This window comes from Hamadaea tsunoensis DSM 44101 (assembly GCF_000428945.1).
Classification (GTDB): domain Bacteria; phylum Actinomycetota; class Actinomycetes; order Mycobacteriales; family Micromonosporaceae; genus Hamadaea; species Hamadaea tsunoensis.
The window spans coordinates 38,895-64,927 of sequence record NZ_AUAX01000001.1 but is presented as its reverse complement, the minus strand read 5'-3'; the positions used below and the strand labels follow the sequence as shown (position 1 = coordinate 64,927).

The 26,033-nt window shown below is 71.8% G+C and carries 23 protein-coding genes; 10 read left to right on the top strand and 13 right to left on the bottom strand.

What is annotated here, in order from left to right; genetic code table 11:
* The first annotated feature begins 137 nt into the window (after positions 1-137).
* Entirely contained in the window at positions 138-467 is a 330-nt protein-coding gene (locus G401_RS0100300) for a hypothetical protein (protein ID WP_027340914.1), read from the top strand.
* 57 nt (positions 468-524) lie between these two features.
* On the opposite strand, the gene G401_RS0100295 is transcribed toward G401_RS0100300, so the two are convergent.
* On the bottom strand, positions 525-2,093 hold the full coding sequence (locus G401_RS0100295; RefSeq protein WP_027340913.1) for a leucyl aminopeptidase: 1,569 nt from the start codon (positions 2,091-2,093) through the stop codon (positions 525-527).
* A gap of 91 nt (positions 2,094-2,184) precedes the next feature.
* On the opposite strand from G401_RS0100295, the gene gcvT reads away from it, so the two are divergent.
* Complete coding sequence (gene gcvT / locus G401_RS0100290; protein ID WP_027340912.1) at positions 2,185-3,306, top strand: glycine cleavage system aminomethyltransferase GcvT; 1,122 nt, start codon at positions 2,185-2,187, stop codon at positions 3,304-3,306.
* A 57-nt stretch (positions 3,307-3,363) separates the two neighbouring features.
* Here the strand turns inward: gcvT and G401_RS0100285 are convergent, their stop codons facing one another.
* Genes G401_RS0100285 through G401_RS42530 form a run of 3 tightly spaced genes read right to left on the bottom strand, consistent with a single transcriptional unit; the run spans position 3,364 to position 7,485 of the window.
* Positions 3,364-4,851 (bottom strand): Rv2578c family radical SAM protein, encoded by a 1,488-nt coding sequence (locus tag G401_RS0100285; RefSeq protein WP_027340911.1) that lies wholly within the window; start codon positions 4,849-4,851, stop codon positions 3,364-3,366.
* Positions 4,852-4,871: 20 nt separating this feature from the next.
* On the bottom strand, positions 4,872-5,633 hold the full coding sequence (locus G401_RS0100280; RefSeq protein ID WP_034590350.1) for an adenosylcobinamide-GDP ribazoletransferase: 762 nt from the start codon (positions 5,631-5,633) through the stop codon (positions 4,872-4,874).
* On the bottom strand, positions 5,596-7,485 hold the full coding sequence (locus tag G401_RS42530; protein WP_051365955.1) for a bifunctional adenosylcobinamide kinase/adenosylcobinamide-phosphate guanylyltransferase: 1,890 nt from the start codon (positions 7,483-7,485) through the stop codon (positions 5,596-5,598). Before G401_RS42530 ends, G401_RS0100280 begins: the two co-directional genes overlap by 38 nt.
* 51 nt (positions 7,486-7,536) lie before the next feature.
* Between G401_RS42530 and G401_RS0100270 the strand changes: the two genes are divergently transcribed.
* A complete protein-coding gene (locus G401_RS0100270) occupies positions 7,537-7,731 on the top strand; it encodes a hypothetical protein (protein WP_027340909.1) in 195 nt (64 codons plus the stop codon).
* A 117-nt stretch (positions 7,732-7,848) separates the two neighbouring features.
* Here the strand turns inward: G401_RS0100270 and G401_RS0100265 are convergent, their stop codons facing one another.
* Together G401_RS0100265 and G401_RS0100260 are read right to left on the bottom strand one after the other, a co-directional pair.
* Complete coding sequence (locus G401_RS0100265) at positions 7,849-8,847, bottom strand: aldo/keto reductase family protein (protein ID WP_027340908.1); 999 nt, start codon at positions 8,845-8,847, stop codon at positions 7,849-7,851.
* A gap of 41 nt (positions 8,848-8,888) precedes the next feature.
* Positions 8,889-11,090 (bottom strand): WG repeat-containing protein, encoded by a 2,202-nt coding sequence (locus tag G401_RS0100260; protein WP_084556653.1) that lies wholly within the window; start codon positions 11,088-11,090, stop codon positions 8,889-8,891.
* Positions 11,091-11,198: 108 nt separating this feature from the next.
* Here G401_RS0100260 and G401_RS58205 point away from each other — a divergent pair, with 108 nt between their 5' ends.
* From G401_RS58205 to G401_RS42525, 5 genes are all read left to right on the top strand, one after another.
* Positions 11,199-11,780, top strand: a complete 582-nt coding sequence (locus tag G401_RS58205) for a hypothetical protein (protein WP_157545128.1) — start codon at positions 11,199-11,201, stop codon at positions 11,778-11,780.
* A gap of 371 nt (positions 11,781-12,151) precedes the next feature.
* Positions 12,152-12,838, top strand: coding sequence for an ABC transporter permease (locus G401_RS0100250; RefSeq protein ID WP_245601558.1), 687 nt, complete (start codon positions 12,152-12,154; stop codon positions 12,836-12,838).
* Positions 12,831-13,634, top strand: coding sequence for an ABC transporter permease (locus tag G401_RS0100245; RefSeq protein ID WP_027340904.1), 804 nt, complete (start codon positions 12,831-12,833; stop codon positions 13,632-13,634). The genes G401_RS0100250 and G401_RS0100245 overlap by 8 nt, the downstream gene beginning before the upstream one ends.
* On the top strand, positions 13,631-14,608 hold the full coding sequence (locus tag G401_RS0100240) for an ABC transporter ATP-binding protein (protein ID WP_027340903.1): 978 nt from the start codon (positions 13,631-13,633) through the stop codon (positions 14,606-14,608). The genes G401_RS0100245 and G401_RS0100240 overlap by 4 nt, the downstream gene beginning before the upstream one ends.
* Positions 14,609-14,745: 137 nt before the next feature.
* Positions 14,746-16,077, top strand: coding sequence for an MFS transporter (locus G401_RS42525; protein ID WP_051365954.1), 1,332 nt, complete (start codon positions 14,746-14,748; stop codon positions 16,075-16,077).
* Positions 16,078-16,095: 18 nt separating this feature from the next.
* Here G401_RS42525 and G401_RS0100230 read toward each other — a convergent pair whose 3' ends face one another.
* From G401_RS0100230 to murA, 5 genes are all read right to left on the bottom strand, one after another.
* On the bottom strand, positions 16,096-16,728 hold the full coding sequence (locus tag G401_RS0100230; protein ID WP_027340902.1) for a DUF2461 domain-containing protein: 633 nt from the start codon (positions 16,726-16,728) through the stop codon (positions 16,096-16,098).
* 21 nt (positions 16,729-16,749) lie between these two features.
* Positions 16,750-17,271, bottom strand: coding sequence for a Clp protease N-terminal domain-containing protein (locus G401_RS0100225; RefSeq protein WP_027340901.1), 522 nt, complete (start codon positions 17,269-17,271; stop codon positions 16,750-16,752).
* 2 nt (positions 17,272-17,273) lie between these two features.
* Complete coding sequence (locus G401_RS0100220; protein WP_051365953.1) at positions 17,274-17,546, bottom strand: helix-turn-helix domain-containing protein; 273 nt, start codon at positions 17,544-17,546, stop codon at positions 17,274-17,276.
* A gap of 109 nt (positions 17,547-17,655) precedes the next feature.
* Positions 17,656-18,291 carry a DUF3043 domain-containing protein gene (locus tag G401_RS0100215; protein WP_027340899.1) on the bottom strand — a complete coding sequence of 212 codons (636 nt, stop codon included), beginning with the start codon at positions 18,289-18,291 and terminating at the stop codon, positions 17,656-17,658.
* Between the two features lie 23 nt (positions 18,292-18,314).
* The gene (gene murA, locus G401_RS0100210) at positions 18,315-19,682 is read right to left on the bottom strand and encodes a UDP-N-acetylglucosamine 1-carboxyvinyltransferase (RefSeq protein ID WP_211240634.1); all 1,368 of its coding nucleotides are present in this window, start codon (positions 19,680-19,682) and stop codon (positions 18,315-18,317) included.
* A gap of 367 nt (positions 19,683-20,049) precedes the next feature.
* Here murA and G401_RS42520 point away from each other — a divergent pair, with 367 nt between their 5' ends.
* Positions 20,050-22,032, top strand: coding sequence for a peroxidase family protein (locus G401_RS42520; RefSeq protein ID WP_245601557.1), 1,983 nt, complete (start codon positions 20,050-20,052; stop codon positions 22,030-22,032).
* A gap of 45 nt (positions 22,033-22,077) precedes the next feature.
* On the opposite strand, the gene nadA is transcribed toward G401_RS42520, so the two are convergent.
* Positions 22,078-23,247, bottom strand: a complete 1,170-nt coding sequence (gene nadA / locus G401_RS0100200; protein ID WP_027340897.1) for a quinolinate synthase NadA — start codon at positions 23,245-23,247, stop codon at positions 22,078-22,080.
* A gap of 64 nt (positions 23,248-23,311) precedes the next feature.
* Between nadA and G401_RS0100195 the strand changes: the two genes are divergently transcribed.
* A complete protein-coding gene (locus G401_RS0100195; protein WP_027340896.1) occupies positions 23,312-24,394 on the top strand; it encodes a glycerate kinase family protein in 1,083 nt (360 codons plus the stop codon).
* 156 nt (positions 24,395-24,550) lie between these two features.
* On the opposite strand, the gene G401_RS42515 is transcribed toward G401_RS0100195, so the two are convergent.
* Positions 24,551-26,008 (bottom strand): MFS transporter, encoded by a 1,458-nt coding sequence (locus tag G401_RS42515; RefSeq protein WP_051365951.1) that lies wholly within the window; start codon positions 26,006-26,008, stop codon positions 24,551-24,553.
* Positions 26,009-26,033 lie beyond the last annotated feature (25 nt).

Genomic DNA, 26,033 nt, shown 5'->3' with positions numbered 1-26,033 from the left:
CACCCCACGCGGCCATCTTGTCACTGTGCGGTGTGTAGCGCTCATGGAGGTGCCCTACGACACGTCCGAGCCCCCTGCGCCCGCGCGGCGCCCCGTACCCTGGAAGGGACAACCCCTTATCGCGTGGAGGCATTTCCGTGGGATGGCTACGGCGGGTGATAGACGGCACGCCCGTCGCGACGAACCGCGCAACGCAGCCTTACTCGGGCGATCTGGCCCACCTGGAGTGGTTCGCCCGCAGCAAGTACGGCGTCGAGGCGTACATCGAACCGCGTACGACCGTGACGCAGACCACGATCATCCTCATCGCGCACGACGGTGAATGGACGCGCCGCCGGGTCTCCTCGCCGCAGGCGGCCTGGAAATGGGGGCGCAGCCTCAACCTCCCCGTCTACGACATCCATCTGACGGGGTACCCGCAACGGATGCGCGATTACAACGCCCGCCAGAAGCGGGCGTCGGCATAGCAGGAGAAAGAAAGCAGGCCCCGGGGCGGAACCCCGGGGCCTTTCGCGTACGGGCCGTCAGCCGTTCTCGGCCACGTCGTCGATCAGCGCGAGCAGCGTACGCACGGGGACGCCGGTGCCGCCCTTGGTCAGGTAGCCGCTGGCCTCGCCCGAGCTGAACGAGGGTCCGGCGATGTCGATGTGGGCCCAGTCGACGCCGTCGGCCACGAACTCGCGCAGGAAGATGCCGCCCTGCAGCATGTGACCGGAGCGCTCCATGCCGGCGCTGACCTGCAGGATGTCGGCGACGTCGGACTCCATCGTCTTGCGGATGTCGTCCGGCAGCGGCATCGGCCACGCCTGCTCGCCGACCGAGTCGCCGGCCGTCTTGAGCCGGGCCAGCAGCGACTCGGTGCCCATCAGGCCGGAGATCTTCTTGCCCAGCGCGATCACCTGGCCGCCGGTCAGCGTCGAGGTCTCCAGCAGGTACTTCGGGCTCTCCTCGCAGGCGCGGGTGATCGCGTCGGCCAGGATCATGCGGCCCTCGGCGTCGGTGTTGAGCACCTCGACCCGCTTGCCGCCGCGCATCGTGACCACGTCGCCCGGCCGGTACGCCGACCCGGACACCATGTTCTCGGCGATCGGGATGTACGCGTCCACGGCGACGCCCGGCTTCAGGGCGGCGACGGCGATCATCGTGCTGGCGACGGCGGCCGCGCCGGCCATGTCGGTCTTCATCTCCCACATGCCCTGGGACGGCTTGATCGAGACGCCGCCGGTGTCGAAGGTGATGCCCTTGCCGATCAGCGCGATCTTGACCGGGTCGTCGACGCCGGCCGGCCGGTACGCGAGGCGTACCAGGCGGGGCTTGGCCTCGGAGCCCTCGCCGACGGCGAGGATGCCGCCGTAGCCGCCTTCGCGCAGGGCCTTCTCGTCGAGGACCTCGACCTCGAGGCCGGCGTCGGTGGCCGCCACGGCGATCTGGTCGGCGAGCACCGGCGGGCGCAGCTCGTTGGCGGGCGTGTTCACCCAGGTGCGGGTGCGGTAGACGGCGGCGGCGACGATCGCGGCGCGGTCGAGTTCGGCGGCGGCCGCGGCGTCCTTGGCGTCCGCGACGAGGATGGAGATCGCGCCGACGGGCTCGCGGCGGCTCGGCTGCGGCTTGGACTTGTAGCCTGCGAACCGGTACGCGCCGAGCTGGGCGCCCTCGGCGACGGCCCGCAGGGACGGCGTGCTCGGCACGGAGTCGTCGTCGGACAGCGGCAGGGCGAAGGCGACGGCCGCGGTGCCGGACAGCGCCCGCGCGGCGTTGCCCGCGGCCCGGCGCAGAGTCTCGGCGGCGGGGGCGGCGCCGGTGGGCTCCGGGCCGAGGCCGACCGCGACGACCAGCGGGGCGGTGATCGCGCCGAGCGCGGCGAGCTTGGTGACCTCGCCCGCGGCTCCGGTCGCGCCGAGCAGGGCCAGGGTGGGGCCCAGCTTGCCGTCGAAGGCGGCCGCGATGCTCTCGGCGCCCGAGGCCAGCAGCAACTCGCCCGGCTCGCCGTCGGCGCCGCCGTCACCGGGGCTGTGGACGCCGATCACGACGGCGTCGACGGCGAGTTCCGCCGGGTCCGTGTCGAACAGGGTGAGCGCAATAGAGGTGGCCACTACTTCTCCGCATCGCAACTTGATCTTGGAACGGAATGATCCTGACCCTGCGACTCTATCCACACTCCGGCCACCAGGTAAGTTCGTCCCCATGTCTGACGTGACCAGCGCCGCTCACGCCCCGCTCCTGCGCTCGCCGCTGCATGAGCGCCATGCCGCCCTCGGTGCCAAGTTCGCGCCCTTCGGCGGTTGGGAGATGCCCATCGAGTACGCCGGCGGCGGCGTCCTCAAGGAGCACACGGCCGTACGCGAGGCCGTCGGCGTCTTCGACGTGTCGCATCTGGGCAAAGCCCGCATCACCGGTGCCGGGGCGGCCGCGTACGTCAACGCGTGCCTGACCAACGACCTCGACCGGATCAAGCCGGGCAAGGCGCAGTACACGCTGTGCTGCGACGACTCGACCGGCGGCGTGATCGACGACATCATCGCGTACCTGCACTCGGACGAGCACGTGTTCCTGATCCCGAACGCGGCCAACACCACCGAGGTCGTCCGCCGGCTCGCGGCCGCCGCGCCCGAGGGGCTGACGATCACCAACGAGCACGCGGACCACGCCGTCCTGGCCGTGCAGGGACCGCGCTCGGCGGAACTGCTCGCCGCGCTGGGACTGCCGACCGACCACGAGTACATGAGCTTCGAACCGGGCACGCTCAACGGAGTCGAGCTGACCGTGTGCCGCACCGGATACACCGGCGAGCACGGCTACGAACTGGTCTGCCCGGCCGACCGGGCCGTCGAGGTGTGGGACGCCCTGTTCGGCACGCCCGTCGAGGCGCGCGCCTGCGGTCTCGCCGCCCGGGACACGCTGCGTACGGAGATGGGCTACCCGCTGCACGGGCAGGATCTGTCGCCGGAGATCAGCCCGGTCGAGGCGCGCGCCGGCTGGGCGGTCGGCTGGAAGAAGCCGGCGTTCTGGGGCAAGGAAGTGCTGTCGGAGGAGAAGGCCAACGGCCCCGTCCGCGTCCTCTGGGGACTCGTCGCGACCGACCGGGGCATCCCGCGCCCGCACATGAGCGTCTACGTCGGTGAGGACATCGTCGGCGAGGTGACGAGCGGGACGTTCTCGCCGACCCGGAAGGTGGGCATCGCGCTGGCGCTCATCGACACGGCCGCCGAGCTGACCGAGCAGGACCAGGTCGAGATCGACGTACGCGGCCGCCGGTCGACCTTCGTCGTGACCAAGCCGCCGTTCGTCACGCCGTCGGTACGCTGAGCCCGCCGTGCCCGGCGGCCGCCGGGCACGATGTGTCCGGAGTGGACGGCCGGCGGCTCACAGCAGTGTGAGCTGCTCCGGCCGAGCCGCTTCGGCCGCCTGGGCCGCGGCTTCGGCCTCGATCGCGCGGAACGGCCGCTCCGGCGCAACCAGCCCGTGCCGGTGGATCGCCGCCCGGACCCGGTTGGTGATGATCCGCTGGTAGTCCTTCGCCATCTGCGACCGTTGACCGAACAGGTTGCGGTACAAGGGAAGCAGCTCGGGATGTTCGCGGCCGATCCACTGCGCGTACCACTCCTTGGCCCCGGTACGCAGATGCAGCGGCAACGGCGTGACCTGGACGGCCCCGGCCGCGACGATCGCGCGCACGGTGGCGTCGACGGCCTCCTCGGAGTCGCTGAGCCCCGGCAGGATCGGTGCCATGAGGACGCTCACCGCGAATCCCGCGTCCGACAGCCGGCGCACGACGTCGAGGCGGCGCTGCGGGCTCGGCGTCCCGGGCTCGGCCGACCGCCACAGCCGCTCGTCGGTCGATCCGACCGAGACCGCGAGGCGCACGGTGGTGACGGAAGCGGCCTGCCGCAACAGATCCAGGTCCCGGAGGATCAGCGTGCCCTTGGTCAGGATCGAGAACGGGTTGGCGAAGTCCCGCAGCGCGGCCAGGATCTCCGGCATGAGCCGGTAGCGGCCCTCGGCCCGCTGGTAGCAGTCCACATTGGTGCCCATGGCGATCGGCGCGCCCGTCCAGCGCGGGTTGCCCAGCTCGCGGCGCAGCACCTGGCCGGCGTTGACCTTCACGACGACCCGCGAGTCGAAGTCGTGCCCGGCGTCGAGGTCGAGGTAGGTGTGCGTGTTGCGGGCGAAGCAGTTGTGGCTGACCACCCCGGCCGCGATGAAGTCACCGGTCCCCGTCGTGATGTCGTAGAGCGTCTGCCGGGAGCCCAGGGGCTGGACGTCGACGATCTCCAGGCCCTCGCACGACTCGACCGAGACGCCTTCGAGCATCCCCATCGGCGGCTTCTTGCCGAACCCGGTCAGCTGCCCGCCGACGGCCGCCCGCCGCCAGCCCTTCGTGGTCAGGAAGCGGTGATCGCGGCTGGCGGTGAACTCCGTCCCGTCCGCCAGACCCACCCGGTACGCCGGCTTCGTCGTCGTCCAGTGGTCGAGGACCTCGGTCACGGCATAGCGCCGGTGGCTGCCGAACCGGACGGTGCCGTAGATCCGGTCGCCGACCCGCAGCTGGGCGATGGGCCGGGTCGAGCCGTCGGCCATCAGCACCGGCGTGTCGCCGGCGAGGCAGTAGACGCAGGCGTGCCCGCAGCCGCGGTAGGGGTTGACCGTCCATTCGAAGGGCACCTCCGACGTCGAGGCGACCCGGTTGAGGACGGACTTCGCGTTGATCTCGTAGAACGTCATGCCGGCGAATCCCGGCGTGTCGAACGTCTGCACGAATGCGCTGCCCAGATCGAACGGGAGGGGTGGCGCAGGAGTCAGGGGTGGGGACTCCTGCGTGGTTCCGGCGGCTTGCTGCGCGTGCCATCGCATATGCCATTAGAACAGGTGTTCTAGGCGACGGTCAAGCCGATCAGCGCACCGGTGAGTGCCGTCTCCGCGACGAAACCGAGCACGTCACCGGTGATGCCGCCGAGCCGGCGTACCAGGTGGCGCAGCAGCAGGAGGACGACGCAGAGGGCGAGGAGGACGGCGGCCGGACCCTGCCACCAGCGGGCCGCGACGGCCGGGATCGCCAGGGCCGCGACGGCGAGCGCGGCGGCTGCGGCGGCCGGGCGGGGGACCGAGCCCGCGACGAACGCGCCGAGCCCGCCCGGCCGGGCCGCCGGTACGCCGCGCGCGCACGCCAGAGTGATCGCGACCCGCCCGGCGGCCCAGGCGGCGACGACGGCGGGAAACGGTGCGGAGCCGACGGCCACGGCCTGCACGAGCAGCACGAGGACGAGGGCGGCCACGCCGAACGGGCCGACCTCGGGCGACTTCATGATCTCCAGTGCCCGTTCCCGCCCCCGGTACGCGCCCAGCGCGTCGACGGTGTCGGCCAGCCCGTCGAGGTGCAGGCCGCGGGTGAGCAGGGCGTTCGCGCCGACGGCGAGCGCACCGGCGAGGACGGCCGGCAGCACCTGCCGCAGCCCCCAGGCCAGCCCGCCCACGACGGCGCCGAGCAGGACGCCGACGACCGGGGCGAGCAGCATCGCCCGCCCCGCGGCCCGCCGGTCGATCAGGCCCGCCCGCAGCGGCACGACGGTGAGCGTCGTGACCGCCAGGCGGGCGGCGTCAGTCCAGCCGCTCGGTCGCGGGCTGGGCTGCGTCATGCGTCTCCTCGCTGCTCAGGTCGACCGCGTCGGGGTCGGCCGGCTCGTCCGTCGCGGTGTCGTCGACCGGCTGCCAGCCGGCCGGCTCCTCGTCCTCGGCGGGCTTGCCCTCGGCCGGCGGGCCGGCCGCCATCAGCGTCGACGCCAGCGTCAGCGTGGATTGCAACAGCGGCAGCAGGGCCAGCGCCGTCGCGCCCTCGCCCACCCCGATCCGCAGGTCGATGAACTGCTCCAGGCCGAGCACGTCGGCCGCGAGCTTCGTCGCCGGGTCGCCGCCGTGGTCCGGCAGCAGCGCCCAGTGCCGCGCCTGCCCCGCCAGGTCACGCGCCACCAGCCCGGCCGCGACGCCCACCGGCCCGTCCATGAGCACGGGAGTACGCCGGGCGGTCGCGCCCAGCTGCACGCCGACCGCGATGGCGAGGTCGACGCCGCCGAGCGAGGCCAGCACGTCCTTCGGCGCCATCGACCCGCCGCGTACGCGGTGCAGAGCGTCCCGGGCGGCGGCGCAGCGCTTCATCCACGAGGGGTCGTCGACCCGCCCGTCCGCGCTGACCCGGCGGCCGATCAGCCCCGCGACCTCGGCGGAGGTCAGCAGCGAGACGACCGTGGCGGCGGCGGTGTCGGCACCCGCGCCACAGGAGCCCAGCACGATCAGGTCCACACCGGAGTCGATCGCCTCCTCGGCGAGCCGCCAGCCGTGCCGCAGCCCGGCCTCCACGGCCTCCGGGGTGGCCGCGTCGACCCACTCGATCGAACCGGCGGTCGCGGCGTCCACGACCTGGATGGTGGCTCCCGCCCGGGCGGCGAGCAGCCCGATCGCGCCCTCGCCCCGCCGCGCCTGCCCGGCCCGGTACGCCGAATCGGCCGGATCGACGCCCGCCGCGATGTCGCCGTCGTGGTCGGCGTAGAGCAGGAGCATGCGTACCGAGCGCCAGGGATCGGGGACCACCTTGCGCTGGGTGGCCGCCGCGAACCGGACGATCCGTTCGAGCCTGCCGAAGCCGGCCCCGGGCACGTCCAGCGTGGCGAGCTTCGCCCGGGCGTCCCGCTCGGCCTCGTCGTCGGGCAGCGGAAGTTCCATGTTCGCCTGGATGACCAGGCCGGTCGAGATCATCGGGAGGGCCATCGTCGGGGCGGACAGCGCGGTCGGCGCCTCGGCCACCACCGGCGTGATCACGTCCGGGACGGCCATCTCGGTCGCCTCCGCCGGATGGGAGTCCGGTCGCGCCGGAGCCTCGGGCCGCGCCTCCTCGACCGGGGCCGGCCCCTCCTTCAGCCAGGTACGCGTACCGGCCACGATCAGCGCCACCCGGCCGGCCTCGCGGGCGGCGATCTGGTTGACGTCGCCGAGCAGGTCGGCGTACTGGGCGCCGATCTCGGTCGCCGGTACGAGACTCAGCCCGACCTCGGAACTGACCATGATCAGGGCGGACCGGCAGGCGCCGACGGCCCAGGCCAGGCCCTCCAGGCGCTGGCGGCGCTCGGCCTCGGCCAGCGGCAGCAGCCGGCCGGCCCAGCCGCCGAGGTCGTCGACCAGCAGCACCTCGTCCGACCCGCCGGTGCCCAGTGCGTGCAGCAGATCGGTGGCGTCCTCGATCTCCTGCGTCGCCCACGACTGCGGGCGCCGGCGCTGGTGGGCCTCGATGCGCTCCGCCCAGCCGGGATCGTCCTCGACCCGCTGAGCGGTCGCCAGGTAGCGGACGGAACTACGCCCTGCGGCCAGCGCGTCGGCGACGAGGGACTCGGCGTACTCCGACTTGCCGGACCGGATCCCCCCGAGCACCAGCACGGTCGTCCAAGCCGGGGAGCGCTCGCGCGAGCCGCCAGGAGTGCGGTCGGTGTTCTGCACCATGGCACGTACCCTAATGGCTTGATGGTCTTGCTGGCAGAGGGAGGCACCGCAGTGACGTGGACCTGGCGATACGAGGACGCGGACGGCAAGCCGGTGGAGCACCCGGCGGAGTCCTTCACCGGGCAGGGCGACGCGGAGTCGTGGCTCGGCCAGACCTGGAAGGAGGCGGTCGCCGCGGGCGCCGCCACGGCCGTCCTCCTCGAAGACGAGCGCGTCGAGTACAAGATGAGCCTCTTGGCGCCGTAACGCACGTCAAGATCCCGTAACCCGCTTCAAGATCCCGCTTGGATCAGGGAGATCACCCGAATCTTGGCCCAAGATTACGGGGCGATCCCTGATCCAAACGGGATCTTGAGGGTGGATCTACGGGCGCTGCTTGGGCGACTGGGTCTGTGCCGCGTCGCGCTCGACGATCTCGCCCAGCGCCTCGTCGATCGCCTTCATGAGGTCCGCGCCGAGCTTGACGCCGGCCGCCTTGACGCTGTCCTGCAGTTGCTCCGGACGCGTGGCGCCGACGATCGCGCTCGACACGTTCGGGTTCTGCAGCACCCACGCCACCGCCAGCTGCGCCATGCTCAGCCCGGCCTGCTCCGCGATCGGCTTCAACGCCTGTACGCGGGTCAGCACGTCCTCGTTCAGCAGCCGGCTGATGAAGTTGCCGCCGCCGTGCTCGTCGGTCGCGCGGGAGCCCGCGGGCGGGGGCTGGCCCGGCAGGTACTTGCCGGTGAGCACGCCCTGCGCCATCGGCGACCAGACGATCTGGCCGAGCCCGAGCTCCTCGCTGGCCGGCACGACCTCGGCCTCGATGACCCGCCACAGCATCGAGTACTGCGGCTGGTTCGACACGAACGGGATACGCAGCTCCTTCGCCAGCGCGGCGGCCTCGCGGATCTGGCCGGCGGTCCACTCCGAGACGCCGATGTAGTGCGCCTTGCCGGCGCGTACGACGTCGGCGAACGCGACCATCGTCTCCTCGAGCGGCGTCGCGAAGTCGTACCGGTGGGCCTGGTAGAGGTCGACGTAGTCGGTCTGCAGCCGGCGCAGCGAACCGTCGATCGACTCCATGATGTGCTTGCGGGACAGGCCCCGGTCGTTGCGGCCCGGGCCGGTCGGCCAGAACACCTTCGTGAAGATCTCCAGCCCCTGGCGGCGCTCACCCTGCAGCGCCCGGCCCAGCACCTCCTCCGCCCGGGTGCCGGCGTACACGTCGGCGGTGTCGAAGGTGGTGATGCCGAGGTCCAGCGCGGCGCGTACGCACGACTGGGCGGCCTCCTCCTCGACCTGGGAGCCGTGGGTGATCCAGTTGCCGTAGGAGATCTCACTGACGAGCAGGCCTGAGCGGCCGAGATGGCGGAATTCCATGCAGCAGAATCTACCGCCGGCCGACTTTCGGCCGACAGCCGCTACAGGACCGGCTTGGTATCCGCGAGCAGGCGGTCGATCTCCTCGATGACCGCGGTCCGGCTGGCCAGGTCCGGGTCGATGAGCGGGCGCCCCTGCCGGTCGAGCGCTCCCCACGTTCCCGACGGGCTCGCGATCAGGAACGCGACCGGGTGGATGACGAGCGCCGGGTGCACCGGCGGCACGACCATCTTGCCGCTCTTGTCGACGACGCCCTTGCGGCCGCCGTTGTCCACGATCGCCAGGCCCTCGTCGGTGAAGCCGTCGACGTAGCGGCCGTCGGTCAGCGCGGTCGCGAAGGCGGCGAACTGGCAGGGGACCACCACGCGGCCGGTCTTGTCGACCGCGCCCCAGCCGCCTCGGCGTACGGCGGCGACGCCCTTGCGGAACGGGCGCACGTCGTCGAAGCCCGCCGGGATGACCACGCGGCCGGTTTTGTCGATCGCGACCCAGCCGCCCATGCCGTCCCGGGAGACCCAGGCCAGGCCCTCGGAGAACGAGCCGACGCCGAGCCAGCCGGCCTTCGCGTCGATCTTGCGCAGGCCGCCCTCGTCGATCAGCTCCCAGCTCTCCGACTCCGGGCGGCGTACCCAGGCGACGCCGTCGCGGAACGGCTGCACGTCGGCGAAGGCCGCGTTGATGCCGGTCGTCCCGGACGGGTCGACATAGCCCCAGCGCTGCACCTTCTCGTCGAACTTCGGCATCGGCGGCTTGTGTACGCGCAGGATCTCGTCCCGGTTGCGCGGGTACGGCCCCCACCCGTTCTCGGCGACCTTCCGGAAGACGGCGTCCAGCGCCAGTTCCGTGCGCGCCATCAGATCCGGGTCCTCGACCTTGCGCAGTTCGAGCGCCTTCTCGAAGTGGTTGCAGGCCTCGATGTAGCGGCCCTGGTCGTAGCAGGACTTGCCGGCGTGCTCGTGCATCGTGGCGCGCAGCCGGTCCGGCAGCTCGGTGGAGTTGGCCTCCTCGAACAGCTGGTCGGCCTCGGCGAAGTCGCCCCGCCACTGCAGCACGTGCGCGAGGCGGGCCTGCGCGATCGCGACCCGGCGCAGTTCGCCGGTGGCCTCTGCGTGCATGAGGGCCATCTTCGCGTCCGACAGCGCCTTCGCCAGGTCCCCGAGTACGCGTGACACGACCGCCCGCAGGCTGAGCAGCCGGGCGCGGGACGGGTTGTCGTTGGCCGGGGTGAGCTTGTTGGTGAGCCGGTCGCGGATGTCGCGCAGCAGATCGGGGTCGTCGACGAGTTCCCGGAGCGTGTCGGGGTGGAAGCGCCACTCGATCGCCGCGAGCTCCTGCTCGGGGTCGGGGGTCTTCTCGTCCGCCTTCTCCTCGGCGCTCTCGGCCGCCTCGTCCTGGGGCGGCTCGGCCGGGGTGGACTCCTCGTCGGCCGGCTTCTCCGTCGCCGTCACGTCGGCCAGCGTCTGCGGGCGTACCAGCGAATGGAGCATGGTCGGCGCGGACAGCGCGGTCGAGACGCCGGTGGCGGGCGCGGAGACCGGCAGCACGGTGTCCGGCGTGGCGACCGCCGGCGACACCGGTACGCCGGACGCGGGGACCCCGGACGCGGGCGCCGCCGAGGCGGGCGCGGCCGACACGGGCGCTGGCGAGGCCGGCGCGGCGGACATGGGCGCTCCCGACATCGGAGCCGCGGAGACGGGAGCGGCCGAGACCGGCGCGCTCTCGCCCACGGCGGAGGCTTCCTCTGGTGGTACGGCGGGCATCTCGCCCGTCTCGGCGGCGTGGCGCGCGCGGCGCTTGGCGGCCTGGGCCGCTTCGGCGCCGGCGTCACTCTGCGCCGGAGTCGTCGGCCCGGCGGTGGCGGCGGGCTCCGCGGGCTGGGCCTCGGCAGCCTGTGCCGCGGTACCGCCGGTCGCACCGGTGCCGGTCGCGGCCGGGCCGGCGGCCGCCGTACCCGGCTCGGTGCCGGGCGCGGGCTGCGGCCAGGCCGGGGGAGCGGGCGTGGCGCTGCCGAAGGTGAGGCCGGGCACGACCTGGCTGGGATGCGCGCCCGCGAGGTTCGGCTGTCCACTCGCGACACCCGGGCCGGCCGGCGGCGTCGCGGTGGCGGCGGGTCCGCCTGCGGCCTGCACCGCGCCGGGGGCAGCCGCTCCCGAGACGGGCGCGGCCCCGGAAACCGGTGCGGTGCCGTAGGTCTGCGCGGCGGGACCGCCGGACCCGGGCGCGGGCGCACCGGTCGTCGGCATGCCCGCGACCGAGGCGACACCCTTCTGCACCGGCCCGGCCGGGGCGCCGGGTCCGCCCGGTCCACCAGGCCCGGAGGGATAGCCGCCGGGCTGGCCCGGGTGACCGCCGTGGCCAGGCTGACCGTGACCCTGCTGATAGGGCTGCCCAGGGCCCTGCTGACCGGGACCCTGCTGGCCGGGGACAGGCTGCCCCGGACCGTGTTGTCCGTGAACCGGCTGCCCGGGAACAGGCTGGCCGGGCCCCTGCTGCGGCCCGTAACCGGGCGCGCCGGGGCCGCCCGGGTACTGCTGGCCCGGTTGGTGACCGGGGTGGCCGGGCGGGAAGGGCCCGGGCGGGAACTGGCCCGGCGGCGGGCCGTACGGCTGCTGCGGGTAGCCCGGCTGACCCTGGTTCGGGCCGGGCGGCTGGCCCGGTCCGCCGCGGTACTGCGGGTTCCCGTTCGGGCCGACGGGCTGGCCGGGCCGGTTCGGGTACTGCTGTTGCTGCTGGTGCTGCCACTGCTGCGCGCCCGGTGGCGGCGGGGCGTACCCCGGCTGGGGGAACTGGCCCGGCGGGTACTGGCCGGCCGGCATCTGCGGCTGGCCGGGGCGCGGCGGGAACGGGCCGGGAGGCGCGCCGAACGGTGGCGTCTGCTCGTCCTCGCCCTGGTCGGACGGTGTACGCGCGGCGGGAATCCGGGTCCACGGTGAGGTCGGCGACTCGGCCCACGCCGGCACTTCGGGGCCTCGACGGCCGTTGGTGCGCTCGATGGTCACGCCTTCACCTCCCAAGGCTCCGCCCGCATACGCCGGAACGCCGCATGCTCCGAGAAAACGGGTATCACACCGCGACCCCCGGCGGTAGGGTCACCCGGCCGGGAGAAGAAGCGGTTGCAACGGGAGGGTACGGCGTGGGCTTTGTCACCGCTACTGCGGCTCGGCAAGCCGGTCGAAACTTCTTCGAGTTAGCCGCACAATTCAGGTCATTCGCGACAATCGGCTTCCGCCGGTACGCCACCTATCGTCAGGCGACCGTCGCGTCCCTCGCCACCAATACGACGTTCGGCTTCCTCCGGTCGTACGTGCTGCTCGCCGTGGTCGCCGCGTCGGGCGCCGGGTCCATCGCCGGCTACTCCCGCGCCCAGCTCATGAGCTTCGTCTGGCTCGGGCAGGGCCTCATCGGCGTCGTCCTGCTGTGGGGCTGGAACGACCTGTCCGAGCGGATCCGCTCCGGCGACGTCGTCATGGACCTGCTCCGGCCGCAGCACCCCGTTTTCGCGTACGTGTCGGCCGACCTGGGCCGGGCCGGCTACGCGTTCGCCACCCGCTTCCTGCCGCCGGTCGTGATCGGCTCGATCGTCTTCGGCATGGCCCTGCCGACCAGGGCGACGACGTACGCGCTCGGTCTCTGCTCGGTCCTGCTGGCCGTCCTCGTCTGCTTCCTCTGCCGATATCTGGTCAATTCATGTGCGTACTGGCTGCTGGACAACCGGGGCCCGACGATGGCGTGGATGGTGTTCTCCGGCGTGCTCGGCGGCCTGTACTTCCCGCTGCGGATGCTGCCCGGCTGGGCGATGTGGGCGCTGTGGCTCGGTACGCCGTTCCCCTCCATCCTGCAGGCCCCGCTGGACGTGATCAGCGAGCACGGCGGCGTACCCGGGCCGGCGGCGATGCTGGCCGTCCAGGCGGCGTGGGCGGTCGTGCTGCTCGCGGCGTGCCTGCTCGTCCAGCGGCGGGCCGAGCGCCGGCTGGTGGTGCAGGGTGGTTGACCGGATCCGGCCCTACCTGGCCCTGATCGCCACCCAGGTACGCGGCCAGGCGTCCTACCGGACGAGCTTCTTCTTCGACCTGGCCGGCAACGTGTTCTTCCTCGGGGCCGACCTGCTGGCCCTGCTCGTGATGCTGCGGACGAGCGGGTCGCTCGGCGGCTTCGACCGGGCGCAGGTGCTCGTGGTCTTCGGCCTGTCGCAGGTCGCCTTCGCGCTGGCGGATCTCGCCGTCGGCAACATCGAGCGGCTGCGGACGTACGTGCGCTCCGGGACGCTGGACACGGTGCTGGTGCGGCCGCTCGGCGTACTCGGGCAGCTGCTCGCGATGGACGTCGGTACGCGTCGCCTCGGCCGCCTGGTCTACTCGGCCGGGATTCTCGCGTACGCGCTGCGTCTGGCCCATGTGCACTGGACGCCGGCGAAAGCCCTCCTCGTCGTCGTGGCACCGGTCGCCGGAGCGGTCTTCTTCGCCTCGATCTTCGTGGCGACCGCGACCGTGGCGTTCTGGTGGATCGAATCGGGCGAGCTCGGCAACATCGTCACCTATGGCGGCCGGGACTTCACCGGCTATCCCGTCTCCGTCTTCGGCGGCTGGTTCCGGCGGCTGTTCGCGTACGCGCTGGGGATGGGGTTCGTCGCGTACTACCCGGCGCTGGCGCTGCTCGGCGTACGGGATCCGCTAGGGCTGCCGGGCTGGGTGGGCTGGGCCGCACCGGCGGCGGCCCCGGTCGCGGCGCTCGTGGCGGGACTCGTCTGGCGGACCGGCATTCGGCATTACAGGAGCACCGGATCATGAACGTGATCGAGGCCCGCGGGCTGCGCAAGGAGTTCACCGTACGCGCGAAGGCCGGCCGGTTCCGGCGTACGTCCAGTGTGGTCAGTGCCGTGGACGGCGTGGACCTGGCGGTCGAGCGGGGCGAGCTGCTCGGCTACCTCGGCCCGAACGGGGCCGGCAAGTCCACGACGCTGAAGATGATGACCGGCGTGCTGCATCCGACCGCCGGCGACCTGACCGTCTGCGGGTACGCCCCGGTGCCCCAGCGGCGCCGGCTCGCCGCCCGGATCGGCGTCGTCTTCGGGCAGCGGTCCGGCCTGCAGTGGGATCTTCCGCTGCGGGACTCGTTCACGCTGCTGCGGCACGTGCACCGCGTACCCGCGGGTGAACACGCGGCGGCGCTGCGGCGCTGCACGGACCTGCTGGACCTCGGGTCCTTCATGGACACTCCCGTGCGGCAGCTCTCGCTGGGCCAGCGGATGCGCGGCGAGCTCACCGCGGCCCTGCTGCACAGCCCGGAGGTGCTGTTCCTGGACGAGCCGACGATCGGCCTGGACGTGCTGAGCAAGCAGGCGGTCCGGCAGTTCCTGGCCGAACTGGGCGCGCGCGGTGACACGACGGTGGTGCTGACCACCCACGACCTGGCCGACATCGAGCGGCTGTGCCGGCGGATCGTGGTCATCGACCACGGCCGGGTGGTGCACGACGGCACCCTCACGCAGCTCCACGAGCGCTACGGCTCGCAGCGCCGGGTGACCGCCGACTTCGCGGTACCGGTCGTGCCCGGCGACGTCTCGGGGCTGCCCGGTGTGACGCTCGAATCCGCCGAAGCCGCCCGGCTCGTGTTCGCCCTCGACAGCACGGCCGAGGTCGGCGATCTCATCGCCCGCCTGGTGACCTGGGGCACGCTGCGCGACCTGTCGATCGCCGAGCCCGAGATCGAAGATGTGATCTCGCGCCTCTATCTCTCCCCGGCCACGTCGATCATGAGCTAGGCTCGGGCGGCTCGGCTTCGCCCCTGCCTCGCGGATCGGTTCGCGAAAGGGGACGACCGGGCACGCACAGGGCCGCAAGGGGCATGCCGGTTGGGTGGGACGGCATGCGTAACTCCGCACATTTCGGGAGCCCTCGCATGGCCACCTACGGCACGCTGGTCCGCACCACCGGCACCGGCTTTCTCGCCACCGCCTTCCTCGCCCGGCTGCCCGCCGCCATGGCGCCCCTCGGTGTGATCACTCTCGTCGCCGCCACCACCGGCTCCTTCGGCGTCGCCGGCGCGGTCGCCGCCGCGTACGGGGTGGGCGCGGCCGTGGGCGGTCCCGTCGTCGGCCGCCTCGCCGACCGCTTCGGCCAGCGCCGCACCGGTCTCGCGGCCGCCGTCCTCGACGCCCTCGCGCTGATCGGCATCGTCGCCGCCGTCGCCGGTGGCGCGGCCCCCGTCGTGGCCGGCCTGCTCGCCGCCGCCGCCGGGTTCGCGAATCCCCAGATCGGCCCGCTGGTACGCGTACGCTGGGCGGTCCTGCTCGGCGACCGTGGACAGACCCGCACCCTGCCGACCGCGTTCTCGTACGAGGGGGCGGCCGACGAACTGTCCTTCATGGCCGGTCCGGCCCTGGTCGGCCTGCTGGCCCTGACCGGCGCGCCCGGCGTACCGCTGGTGGTGGCGGCCATCCTGACCGTGCTGTTCGCCATTCCGTTCGCCATGCACCACACGGCCCCGCCGGTGCTGCGCGTACCGGCCGCGCAGCGGAGGGCGGAACCGTTGCCGGGGGCGGCTCTCGGCGTACTCGTCCTGGCCATGCTCGCGATCGGGGTCGTCTTCGGCGGCACCCAGACGGCCGTCACCGCGTACGCCGAATCCGCCGGCACGCCGGGCGCGGCCGGCCTCATCTACGCCGTCCTCGGCGTCGGCAGCGCGGCCGCCGGCGTGGCCACCGCCTGGCTGCCCGCCCGGATCGGCCCGGTCACCCGGTATCTGATGTTCGCCGCGGCCCTGGCCGTCGGCGGGGGATCGGCCTACCTGCTGTCCGGCTCGTTCGCCGGGATGATCGTCGCGATGCTCCTCGTCGGCGTCACCAGCGCGCCCTACCTGATCACGGTCAACGCCCTGGCCAACCTCGTCGCGCCGCGCGGCCGCGCCGGCACGGTCATGACCCTCGTCGCCTCCGGCGTGGTCGCGGGAGTCGCACTTGGCGCAGCCGTCGCCGGCCACATCGCCGACTCGTCCGGTTCGTCTGGCGCCTTCGCCGTACCGGCAGTGGCCGGTGTGGCCGCCGCCCTGCTCGCACTTGCCGCTACCCGCCTCATCCGCCGTGCGACCGGGGCCGGGCCTAGGAAGGGTGACGGGACGACGGCGAACGATGCGTCGCCCCACTCACCTGGCAGTGAGGCGCCCCAGCGCCGAACGGTCTCCCGCGCGAGGAGCGGAGGTGAGATCGACGAACCCGGGACAAGAAGATCTTGAACTTGAAGATTTTGATCTTTAGTCCGCGCCCGGGCCGACATTGGTGAGTGCCCAGTCGACCAGCGGCTTGAGGGCTTTCCAGTCGCCGCGAACCATCTTCAGCACATCCGACGACACCGTCGGATCATGGTGGCGGCCCGCGATGAGCGACTCGTGGCGCATGAGTTCCAGCCGGGGGTGATCGGCGGCCACCCCGCGCGGCCGCGTCTTGACCCGGTCGCCGCCGAGCTCGAAACCGGCCTTCGTGAGCTTGGCGGCCAGCGCCGCGAGCGCCTGGCCGGTACCGGGGGCGTCGACCGCCGCCCGGTACCGGACCGTCTGGTCCTTCGTGTGGGAGTGGAATCCGGCCGCGGCGTAGATACCGTCCGCGTCGACGTGCACGTAGTAGCCGACGCCCGGCTCGATGGAGCAGAACGCGCCCTGGTGGGTCTTGTACGGCGACTTGTCGGCCGAGAACCGCACGTCCCGGTAGGGCCGGAACAGCTTGGCCTCGCCCCAGCCGTCGCCGAGCGCGTCGAGCAGTTCCAGCATCGGCGTACGCACCGCCGATTCGTAGACCGCCTTGTGATCCGTCCAGTACGCCTTGGAATTGTCGGCGAGCAGCCCCTCGTAGAAGGCGAAGGCCTCGTCGGGAAAGCCGGTGAACCCCATGGGGGGCAGCGTAAGGCAGCCTCAGCCGAGTTCGGCCGTGATCTGCTCGCGCAACACCTTCGGGTCGGCCCCGGCCAGGATCCGGACCACGACGGGATCGGCCGCGCGCAGCAGCCCGAGCATCAGATGGCCGTCGGTGATGCCGTTGTGCTTGAGCGCGATCGCCTCCCGCAGCGCCAGTTCGAGCGACTTCTTGGCCGACGGGGTGAACGGCAGCCGGCCGCCCTTCTTCGCCTTCGCGGGCGGGTCGAGCACACCTTCCCCGAACGCCTCCTCCAGCTTTCCGCGTACCGCCTCGAGGTCGATGCCGATCGCCTCCAGTGCCTCCGCGTCGAGGCCGCCCGGCTTCTTGATCTCCGGGTACGCCGTCTCCGCCGTGATGCCGTGCCGCCCGAGGACGGTCGCGGTGACGCTGTCCGGCTGCTCCAGCAGCGCGACGAGCAGGTGCTCGGGACCGATCCGGTCGTCGCCGTTGCGCCTGGCCACCTCCCGTGCCCCGATCACCGCCACCCGGGCGCCCATGCCGAACCTCTCGAATGCCATGTCTACTTCTCCCCTCCGAAGAGTCCGCGGCCGCCACCGAACTTCTTGTGCACCGCCTGCCGGGTGACCCCGAGCTGGGCGGCGATCTCCTGCCAGGTCCAGCCGAGGTCGCGGGCGTGGCGTACCTGCACCGCCTCCAGCCGTTCGGCCAGGTCGCGCAGTGCCCGGACCGCCCGCAGGCCGGTGCTCGGGTCCTTGCCGCTGGCCGCGGCCGTCAGGCGCTGGGTGGCCGCCCGGTCGTCCTCGGAAGGTTGGGCCTCCTGTGCCTCGGTCATGCTGTCAATGTAGGTTGACAATCGGCCCCTGTCAACCCCAGTTGACGCCCAAGGCCTTGGATACGAAAAAGGCCGCCCGGTGAGGGGCGGCCTTTCGGAGAGCGGAGGGTCAGAACTTCTCGCCGAACTTCAGGCGGGGCTGCGGCATCCGCAGGCGGCGGAAGGTGATCCCGCGCATGAACGCGTAGAAGTACAGCGACGACACCCGCACGGTCGACTTCGGGAGCCGCTCGCGGACCAGCTTGCCGACCTTCCGGCAGATGAGCACCGTGTCGACCAGGGTGGCGAACGCGATCAGGAACCACAGCAGCTGCGCGTACATGACGAAGCCGGCCTGGCCGGTGGCGGAGCCGAGGAGCACCACGAAGGCGCTGCCGAAGAACCAGGTGCCGACGGTACGCCGGGAGTCGACGATGTCGCGGACGAGCTTGCGCTCCGGGCCCTTGTCACGGGGCATCAGGTAACGCTCGTCACCGGCGCGCATGCCGGCCATCGCCTCGGCCCGGTCGCCCTTCGACTTCTCCCGGGCCCGCTTGTACGCCTCGCGCCGGTTGGCCGGCGGCGGCTCGGGCTTGCGGCGGCCGTCGCTCCGCTTCGGGGTCGCCTTTCCCTTGCCGGGCGTGTAACCCCGGGAGCCGTGCACGATCTCCTCGTCGGAGCGGGTCTCGGTGTTCACCGAGCCGACGCTCTCCTCGGCAGGAGAGAGGGTGCTGTCAGCGGATTTACGACGGAAAAGCGTAGCCACGCGGACAAGAGTAGCCGAAGAAATTATGGACGCTCGACCCGAGCACCGAGGCCGGCCAGCTTGGCCTCGAAGTCCTCGTAGCCGCGGTTGATCAGGTCCACGCCGTACACCCGTGAGGTGCCCTCGGCCGCCAGCGCGGCGATGAGGTGGCTGAACCCGGCCCGCAGGTCGGGGATGACGAGGTCGTGCGCGTGCAGCTTCGCCGGGCCCGCGATCACGGCCGAGTGCTTGAAGCCCCGGCGGCCGAAGCGGCAAGCCGAACCGCCCAGGCATTCCGCGTACACCTGGATGGTCGCGCCCATCTGGTTGAGCGCGGAGGTGTAGCCGAACCGCTTCTCGTAGACGGTCTCGTGCACCACGGACAGGCCGTTGGCCTGGGTGAGCGCGACCACGAGGGGCTGCTGCCAGTCGGTCATGAAGCCGGGGTGCACGTCGGTCTCGATGGCGACCGGCTTGAGGTCGCCGCCCGGGTGCCAGAAGCGGATGCCGCCGCCGGTGGGGGAGTCGTCGACCTCGTACTCGCCGCCGATCGAGCGGAAGACGTTGAGGTAGGTCATCATGTCGGCCTGGCGGGCGCCGCGGACCATGATGTCGCCCTTGGTGGCCAGCGCGGCCGAGGCCCAGCTGGCCGCCTCGATGCGGTCCGGGATCGGCCGGTGCGAGTAGCCGACCAGGCGCGGTACGCCCTCGATCTCGATCACGCGGTTGGTGTGCACCTTGATGATCGCGCCCATCTTCTGCAGGATGCAGATGAGGTCGATGATCTCGGGCTCGACGGCCGCGTTCGACAGCTCGGTGACGCCCTCGGCGCGCACGGCGGTGAGCAGGATCTGCTCGGTCGCGCCGACGGAGGGGTAGTCGAGCCGGAACTTGATGCCGTGCAGCCCGTTCGGTGCCGACAGGTGCAGGCCCTCGGGCCGCTTGTCGACGACCGCGCCGAACTGGCGCAGCGCCTCCAGGTGGAAGTCGATCGGGCGCGGGCCGATGTGGCAGCCGCCCAGGTCCGGGATGAAGGCGTGGCCGAGCCGGTGCAGCAGCGGGCCGCAGAGCAGGATCGGGATCCGGCTCGAACCGGCGTGCACGTTGATCTCGTCGATCCCGGCCCGCTCGACGTTCGAGGTGTCGAAGCGCAGTTCGCCGTCGAGCTCGCCGTCGGTGACCCGGACGCCGTGCAGTTCCAGCAGGCCGCGGACGATCTCGACGTCCCGGATGCGGGGCACGTCGTACATGCGGCTGGGCGTCTCGCCGAGCACCACTGCGACCATGGCCTTCGAGACCAGGTTCTTCGCGCCGCGGACCCGGACCTCCCCCATCAGGGGGGTGCCACCGTGTACGACGAGTTCGTCAGTCAACGCAATCCTCCGGGGGGCCAGGGCGAACCGCCGAAGCATACTCCGCTTTTCCCGGTGTGGAAGTCACCGCCATGAAATCCCCGATGACCGAAAAATCCGCAGCGCAGCGTGACTCACTCCTCGCTGTGCGTACGCAGTGACGATGGTCACTCTGTGTATGCTCATGTTGACTCGGAATGCACAGTGGATAGTTGGTCGAGAATGCGAATCACGTGACGCATCGCAACGCGCAGTGACGCAATGCAATTGTCGATACCAGCAGGTCAGATGGCACATCGAATTTCTTGACGATGGCCGATTCCGGGCCGAAAGATGTGCTCGGCGCGCCGAACAGAACTGCTCGTCCCGCCACTCGTCCAGCCGGATGAGTGGTCTGAGTGCTGTTTCTGTCTGGCAGGAGCGGACCATGAGACGCAGCAAAAGCCGTAGCCGATCCCGCTACGGATTAATCGCCGTCGCCGCCGTCATCGTGATGCTGGTCGGCGGAGTCCAGGTACATTCCTCGCTCGCCTCGGGGCGGCCGCACCATCCGCGCCCGGGCTCCTCGCCGTCCATTCTCGGGCGGCTGCCGATCGAGAGCCTCGACGGCTCGGGCAACAATCGCGTACACCCGTCGTGGGGGCAGGCAGGGCAGGCCTATCCACGCGTGACCGCCGCCCGGTACGCCGACGGCAGGAGCGCGCCGGTCGCGGGTCCCGACGTGCGCTTCATCAGCAACCGCGTCTTCAACGACCTGCACCAGAACGTCTTCTCCGAGCGCCGGGTGAGCCAATGGGGATTCACCTGGGGCCAGTTCCTCGACCACACGATGGGCCTGCGTGACGACGCCGGAGCGAAGGCGGATCTCCCCTTCGACGCGTTGGACCCCTTGGAGACCTTCACCAACGATCTCGGCGTGCTGCCGTTCACCCGGTCCAAGGCGGCCGCCGGCACCGGTACGACCAACGCCCGCCAGCAGATCAACACGGTCAGCTCGTACCTCGACGCGTGGGCGGTCTACGGCGGCTCGGCCGACCGGCTCGAATGGCTGCGCGAGGGCCCGGTCGACGGCGACCTGGGCAACAACGGGGCGCACCTGCTGCTCGCGGACGGTTACCTGCCGCGCAGCGATGCGCGGGGCGACTCCAAGACCGCGCCCCCGATGAACATCGACGGCCGGCTGATCGGCCAGCCCGCCAAGGCGATGGTCGCGGGGGACCGGCGCGCGAACGAGAACACCGCGCTCACCGCCGTGCAGACCCTGTTCGCCCGCGAGCACAACCGGATCGTGGACCAGCTGCCGCGCTCGCTCAGCGAGGAGGAGCGGTTCCAGATCGCCCGCCGGGTCGTCATCGCCGAGCAGCAGTACATCACCTACACGCAGTTCCTGCCCGCGATGGGCGTGCGGCTGCCGGCGTACCGGGGCTACGACCCGGACGTCGACGCGGCGGTGACCAACGAGTTCGCCACCGTGGGCTACCGCGCCCACAGCCAGATCCACGGCGAGTTCGAGGCGGACCTCGACGCCGCCACGATGACCCCCGCCCACCTCGAAGCCCTGCGCCAGCAGGGCGTCGAGACCGAGAAATCGGCCGACGGCGAGGAGATCGAGCTGACGATCCCGCTCAACGTCGCCTTCTTCAACCCCGACCTGCTGCCGCTCGTCGGCCTCGGTCCGATGCTCACCGGGCTCGCGTCCGAGTCGGAGTACCGCAACGACGAGATGATCGACAACCAGCTGCGCAGCGTGCTCTTCCAGATCCCCAACCAGACCAACCCGCATTGCCTGGACGGCCCGGAGCTGCCCAAGTGCTTCCAGGGCGTGCTCGACCTCGCCGCGCTCGACATCCAGCGCGGCCGCGATCACGGCATGCCGGGCTACAACCAGCTGCGGCGCGCGTACGGGCTGCCGCCCGCGCGCTCCTTCACCGCCGTGACGGGGGAGAAGAGCGACAGCCCGGCGCGTGGGCTGTCCCTCGACTCACCCGCCGCGCTGGAATTCACCGGCCTCTTCGACGCCGAGGGCCACCGCGTCACTCCCGGCACCGACGCCGCCGAGAACACGGTGGTACGCGTGACCCGGCGTACGCCGCTGGCCGCCCGGCTGAAGGGCGTCTACGGCTCGGTCGACCGGCTGGACGCGTTCGTGGGCATGTCGAGCGAACCCCATGTACGCGGCAGCGAGCTCGGCCCGCTCCAGCTGGCCATGTGGACGAGGCAGTTCCAGGCGCTGCGCGACGGCGACCGCTTCTTCTACGGCAACGACCCCGGGCTGGAACTGATCAAGCGGACGTTCGGCGTCGACTACCGGCACTCGCTCGGCGACCTCATCGCGCAGAACACGGGGATGCCGCGCGACGAGCTGCCCGACGACGTGTTCTTCAGCCCGCCGCCGTCCGGAGTCGCCTGACGGCAAAGGGCCGCCCCGGTCGGGGCGGCCCTTTCGCGAATCGTTTTACGGCAGCGCCAGCATCTGGTCGAGGGCGACCCGGGCGTTGCGCGCGGTGTCGGGGTCGACCATGATCTGGTTCGGTACGCGTCCCGCCACCAGCTCCTCCAGCGCCCAGACGAGGTGCGGCAGGTCGATCCGGTTCATCGTCGAGCAGTAGCAGACCGACTTGTCGAGGAACATGATCTGCTTGTCCGGGTGCGCGAGGGCGAGCCGGCGTACCAGGTTGAGCTCGGTGCCGACGGCCCACGCGGAGCCGGCCGGGGCCGCCTCGATCGCGCGGATGATGTACTCCGTCGAGCCGACGTAGTCCGCGGCGTTGACGACCTCGTGCCGGCATTCGGGATGCACGAGCACGTTCACCCCCGGTACGCGTTCCCGCACGTCCTGCACGGACTCCAGGGTGAACCGGCCGTGCACCGAGCAGTGCCCGCGCCAGAGGATCATCTTGGCGTCGCGGAGCTGCTCCTCGGTGAGGCCGCCGCCCGGCTTGTGCGGGTCGTAGAGCACGCACTCGGAAAGCGGGATGCCCATCTCCAGGACGGCGGTGTTGCGGCCGAGGTGCTGGTCGGGCAGGAAGAGGACCTTCTCGCCGCGCTCGAACGCCCAGGTCAGAGCCCGCTTGGCGTTGGAGGAGGTGCAGACGACGCCGTTGTTGCGTCCGACGAAGCCCTTGATGTCGGCCGAGGAGTTCATGTACGTCACCGGCACGACGGAGGAGGAGATCCCCAGCTCCTGCAGCCGGTCCCAGGCCTGCTCGACCTGGCTCAGCACGGCCATGTCGGCCATCGAGCAGCCGGCGGCGAGGTCGGGCAGGATCACCTTCTGCGCGGCCGTGGTCAGGATGTCCGCGGACTCCGCCATGAAGTGCACGCCGCAGAAGACGATGAACTCGGCGTCCGGCCGGGCGGCCGCGTCCCGCGCGAGCTTGAAGGAGTCACCGGTCACGTCGGCGAACTGGACGACCTCGTCGCGCTGGTAGTGGTGGCCGAGCACGAAGACCCGGTCGCCGAGCGCCGCCTTGGCCGCCCGCGCCCGCTCGACCAGCGTCGGATCGCTCGCCGGCGGCAGTTCGCCCGGACACTCCACGCCGCGCTCGGAGGCAGGGTCGCTGCCCCGGCCGAGCAGCAGCAGCGCCGTGGCGGTGTTGCCTGGTTCAACCCATGTGGTGGTCACATCAGAATCGTCCCACGTACGCGCAGGTGTGACAGCCGTCCGCCCGGTGTGATAGGCACCGCACATGCGCGTGTTGATCTGCCCCGACAAGTTCGCCGGTACGCTGTCCGCCGCCGAGGCCGCCGAAGCCGTGGCGGCGGGTTGGCGGCGCGTACGCCCGGCGGACGAGCTGGTCCGGCGACCGCTGGCCGACGGCGGCCCCGGTTTCGTCGACGTTCTCGCCGCCGCTCAGCCGAGTGGTAAGCGCTTTCCCGTACGCACCGCCGACCCGCTCGGGCGACCGGTCGACGCGGAGATCTTCGTGCTGGGCGACACGGCGTACGCGGAGAGCGCGCAAGCCTGCGGACTGCACCATCTGAAGCCCGCCGGCGGTCCGGACCGGCGCGATCCGCTGCACGCGAGCTCCGTCGGCCTGACCGCCCTGCTGCTCGCGGCGGCAGGTGTTCCCGGTGTGCGGCGGATCGTGGTGGGGCTCGGCGGGAGCGGCACGAACGACGCGGGTGTGGAGATGCTCGCCGCGCTCGGCCACCCCGAACCGGCGCGGGCCTTCGGCCGTCCCGACCCCGGCCGGCTCGGCTCGCTCGACGGCGTGGAGCTGATCGGGGCGACGGACGTCGACAACCCGTTGACCGGCCCGCGCGGCGCGACCCGGGTCTTCGGCCCGCAGAAGGGCGCGACCGGCCCGGTCCTCGACGACCTGGAAGCCGCCCTCGTACGCGTCGCCGCCGTCCTCGGCCCGCAGGTCGCGGAGACGCCCGGCGCCGGTGCGGCCGGCGGCCTCGGCGCGGCCCTGCTGGCCCTGGGCGGCCGCCTCGTCTCCGGCATCACCCTCGTCCGCGAGGCGACCGGTCTCGACGCGGAGATCGCCCGCGCCGACCTGGTGATCACCGGCGAGGGCTCGTTCGACGAGCAGTCCCTGCACGGCAAGGTCATCGACGGCGTCGCCGGCACAGCCCGGCGGCACGAAGTCCCCTGCTACGTCCTGGCCGGCCGCTCGACCGTTTCCGCAGCCGAAGCAGCCGGGGCCGGCGTCACCGCCGTTGAGTCTCTTGTGGACACTTTCGGTACTGATCGAGCGCTGCACCACGCGGAGGAGAGCCTGATCCTCCTCGCCGCGCAGGTGGCCGGGCGGTTCCCGCCCCGCTGAGACCCCGGAATCGGGGCTGTCCCCCGTCATGGTGAACGCCGTCACGCGTATTCCCGAATGTGGATCTTGACTTGGATCCTGATCTGGATCCTGATCGGGAAACGCCGCGGGAGCCGGCCATGATGGACGGCTCCCGCGGACGGTGGTGGACGTGGGTTATCGCGCGTGCTTCGCCGTTCGGCGCGCCCCCAGGAGGGCGACCACCAGGCCGACCACGGTGACCGCGGTGACGACCGCGAGCGCCGGGTAGAAGCTCGACGGGACATGTCCCGGGCGGATGGCCACGCTGCCGACGATCGCGCTGGTGACCGCGAGGACGACCGCGCCGCCGATCTGGAACGAGGACTGGACGAGGCCGGAGGCGAGGCCCTGCTCGTCGTCGGCGACGCCGTTGGTGGCCTGGACGTTCATCGACGCGAAGCAGAGCGCGAAGCCCGCCCCGAGCAGCAGCACGGTCGGCAGCATGCGCGGGTAGGACGAGTCCGCCCCGACCCCGAGGAAGAGCGCGTACGCGAGCACGAACGAGGCCATGCCGCCGGCGATCAGGCGACCGGTGCCGTAGCGGGTGATCAGGCGGCCCATGAGCGAACCGGAACTCGCGACTATCAGGCCGGCCGGGAGCAGCGCCAGGGCCATCTGCAGCGGGGCCCAGCCGAGGACCGCCTGCAGATACAGGGTGACGATGAACTGGAAGCTCATGTACGCCCCCGCGACCGTCAGCGCCGCGACGTTGGCCCGGACGAGCTCGCGGTTGCGGAAGATGCCGAGGCGGATCAGCGGGTGCGCCAGCCGCTTCTCGACCGCGATGAAGACGGCGATCAGGATGGCGACGGCCGCGAACGAGGCGATGGTGCGTACGGAGCCCCAGCCGGCGGCCGGCGCGTTGACGACGGTGAACACGAGGAGCAGCAACGCCGCCGTCGAGGTCACCGCGCCGAGGATGTCGTGGCCGCCCTCGGCCTTCTCCTTGTGGCGCGGGATCAGCTTGTACCCGGCGACCAGCGCGATCAGGGCCAGCGGAGCGGGCAGGAGGAACGTCGCCCGCCAGTTGATCTCGGTGAGCAGGCCGCCGAGGATCAGCCCGGACGAGAAGCCGCTCGCGCCGAAGACCGTGTAGATCCCGAGTGCACGGTTGCGTACGGGGCCCTCGGGGAAGGTCGTGGTCAGGATCGACAGGCCCGCCGGGGCGGTGAACGCGGCGGCCAGGCCCTTGACGAACCGGGTGGCGATCAGCGTGGTGCCGTCGTCCACGAGGCTGCCGAGCAGGGAGGCCGCCGCGAAGACGCCGAGCGCGATCAGGAGCGCACGGCGCCGCCCGAGCAGGTCGGCCGTACGCCCGCCGAGCAGCAGCAGGCCGCCGTAGCCGAGGACGTAGCCGCTCACGATCCACTGCAACGTCGCGGTGGACAGGCCGAGGTCGGTCTGGATGGCGGGCAGGGCCACGCCGACCATCGAGATGTCGAGGCCGTCGAGGAAGAGCACGGTGCACAGCACCAGCAGGAGGCCCCACAGCCGGGGCGTCCAGCGCGTATCTCGGAGGGGCTCGGGGATCTTGGTTGCCTGATCTTGAGCAGGGTCGGGCGTGGTCGCGGTGCGTACCGCGGTCGAAGTCATGATCGGTAACCTACATGCGTACGCA

Excerpts from the sequence above, each read along its gene's own strand:
- gcvT (WP_027340912.1), top strand. The coding sequence starts at position 2,185 with ATGTCTGACGTGACCAGCGCCGCTCACGCCCCGCTCCTGCGCTCGCCG.
- G401_RS0100280 (WP_034590350.1), bottom strand. The coding sequence starts at position 5,633 with ATGACGCAGCCCAGCCCGCGACCGAGCGGCTGGACTGACGCCGCCCGC.
- G401_RS42520 (WP_245601557.1), top strand. The coding sequence starts at position 20,050 with ATGAGACGCAGCAAAAGCCGTAGCCGATCCCGCTACGGATTAATCGCC.
- G401_RS0100230 (WP_027340902.1), bottom strand. The coding sequence starts at position 16,728 with ATGGGGTTCACCGGCTTTCCCGACGAGGCCTTCGCCTTCTACGAGGGG.
- G401_RS0100260 (WP_084556653.1), bottom strand. The coding sequence starts at position 11,090 with ATGCCGACGACCGGTGCGCCCGCGCCCGGGTCCGGCGGTCCCGCCGCG.
- G401_RS0100265 (WP_027340908.1), bottom strand. The coding sequence starts at position 8,847 with ATGGAATTCCGCCATCTCGGCCGCTCAGGCCTGCTCGTCAGTGAGATC.
- G401_RS0100220 (WP_051365953.1), bottom strand. The coding sequence starts at position 17,546 with ATGACCGAGGCACAGGAGGCCCAACCTTCCGAGGACGACCGGGCGGCC.
- G401_RS0100285 (WP_027340911.1), bottom strand. The coding sequence starts at position 4,851 with ATGCGATGGCACGCGCAGCAAGCCGCCGGAACCACGCAGGAGTCCCCA.
- G401_RS42530 (WP_051365955.1), bottom strand. The coding sequence starts at position 7,485 with ATGGTGCAGAACACCGACCGCACTCCTGGCGGCTCGCGCGAGCGCTCC.
- murA (WP_211240634.1), bottom strand. The coding sequence starts at position 19,682 with ATGCTTCGGCGGTTCGCCCTGGCCCCCCGGAGGATTGCGTTGACTGAC.
- G401_RS42515 (WP_051365951.1), bottom strand. The coding sequence starts at position 26,008 with ATGACTTCGACCGCGGTACGCACCGCGACCACGCCCGACCCTGCTCAA.
- G401_RS0100240 (WP_027340903.1), top strand. The coding sequence starts at position 13,631 with ATGAACGTGATCGAGGCCCGCGGGCTGCGCAAGGAGTTCACCGTACGC.
- G401_RS0100195 (WP_027340896.1), top strand. The coding sequence starts at position 23,312 with ATGCGCGTGTTGATCTGCCCCGACAAGTTCGCCGGTACGCTGTCCGCC.
- G401_RS42525 (WP_051365954.1), top strand. The coding sequence starts at position 14,746 with ATGGCCACCTACGGCACGCTGGTCCGCACCACCGGCACCGGCTTTCTC.
- G401_RS0100225 (WP_027340901.1), bottom strand. The coding sequence starts at position 17,271 with ATGGCATTCGAGAGGTTCGGCATGGGCGCCCGGGTGGCGGTGATCGGG.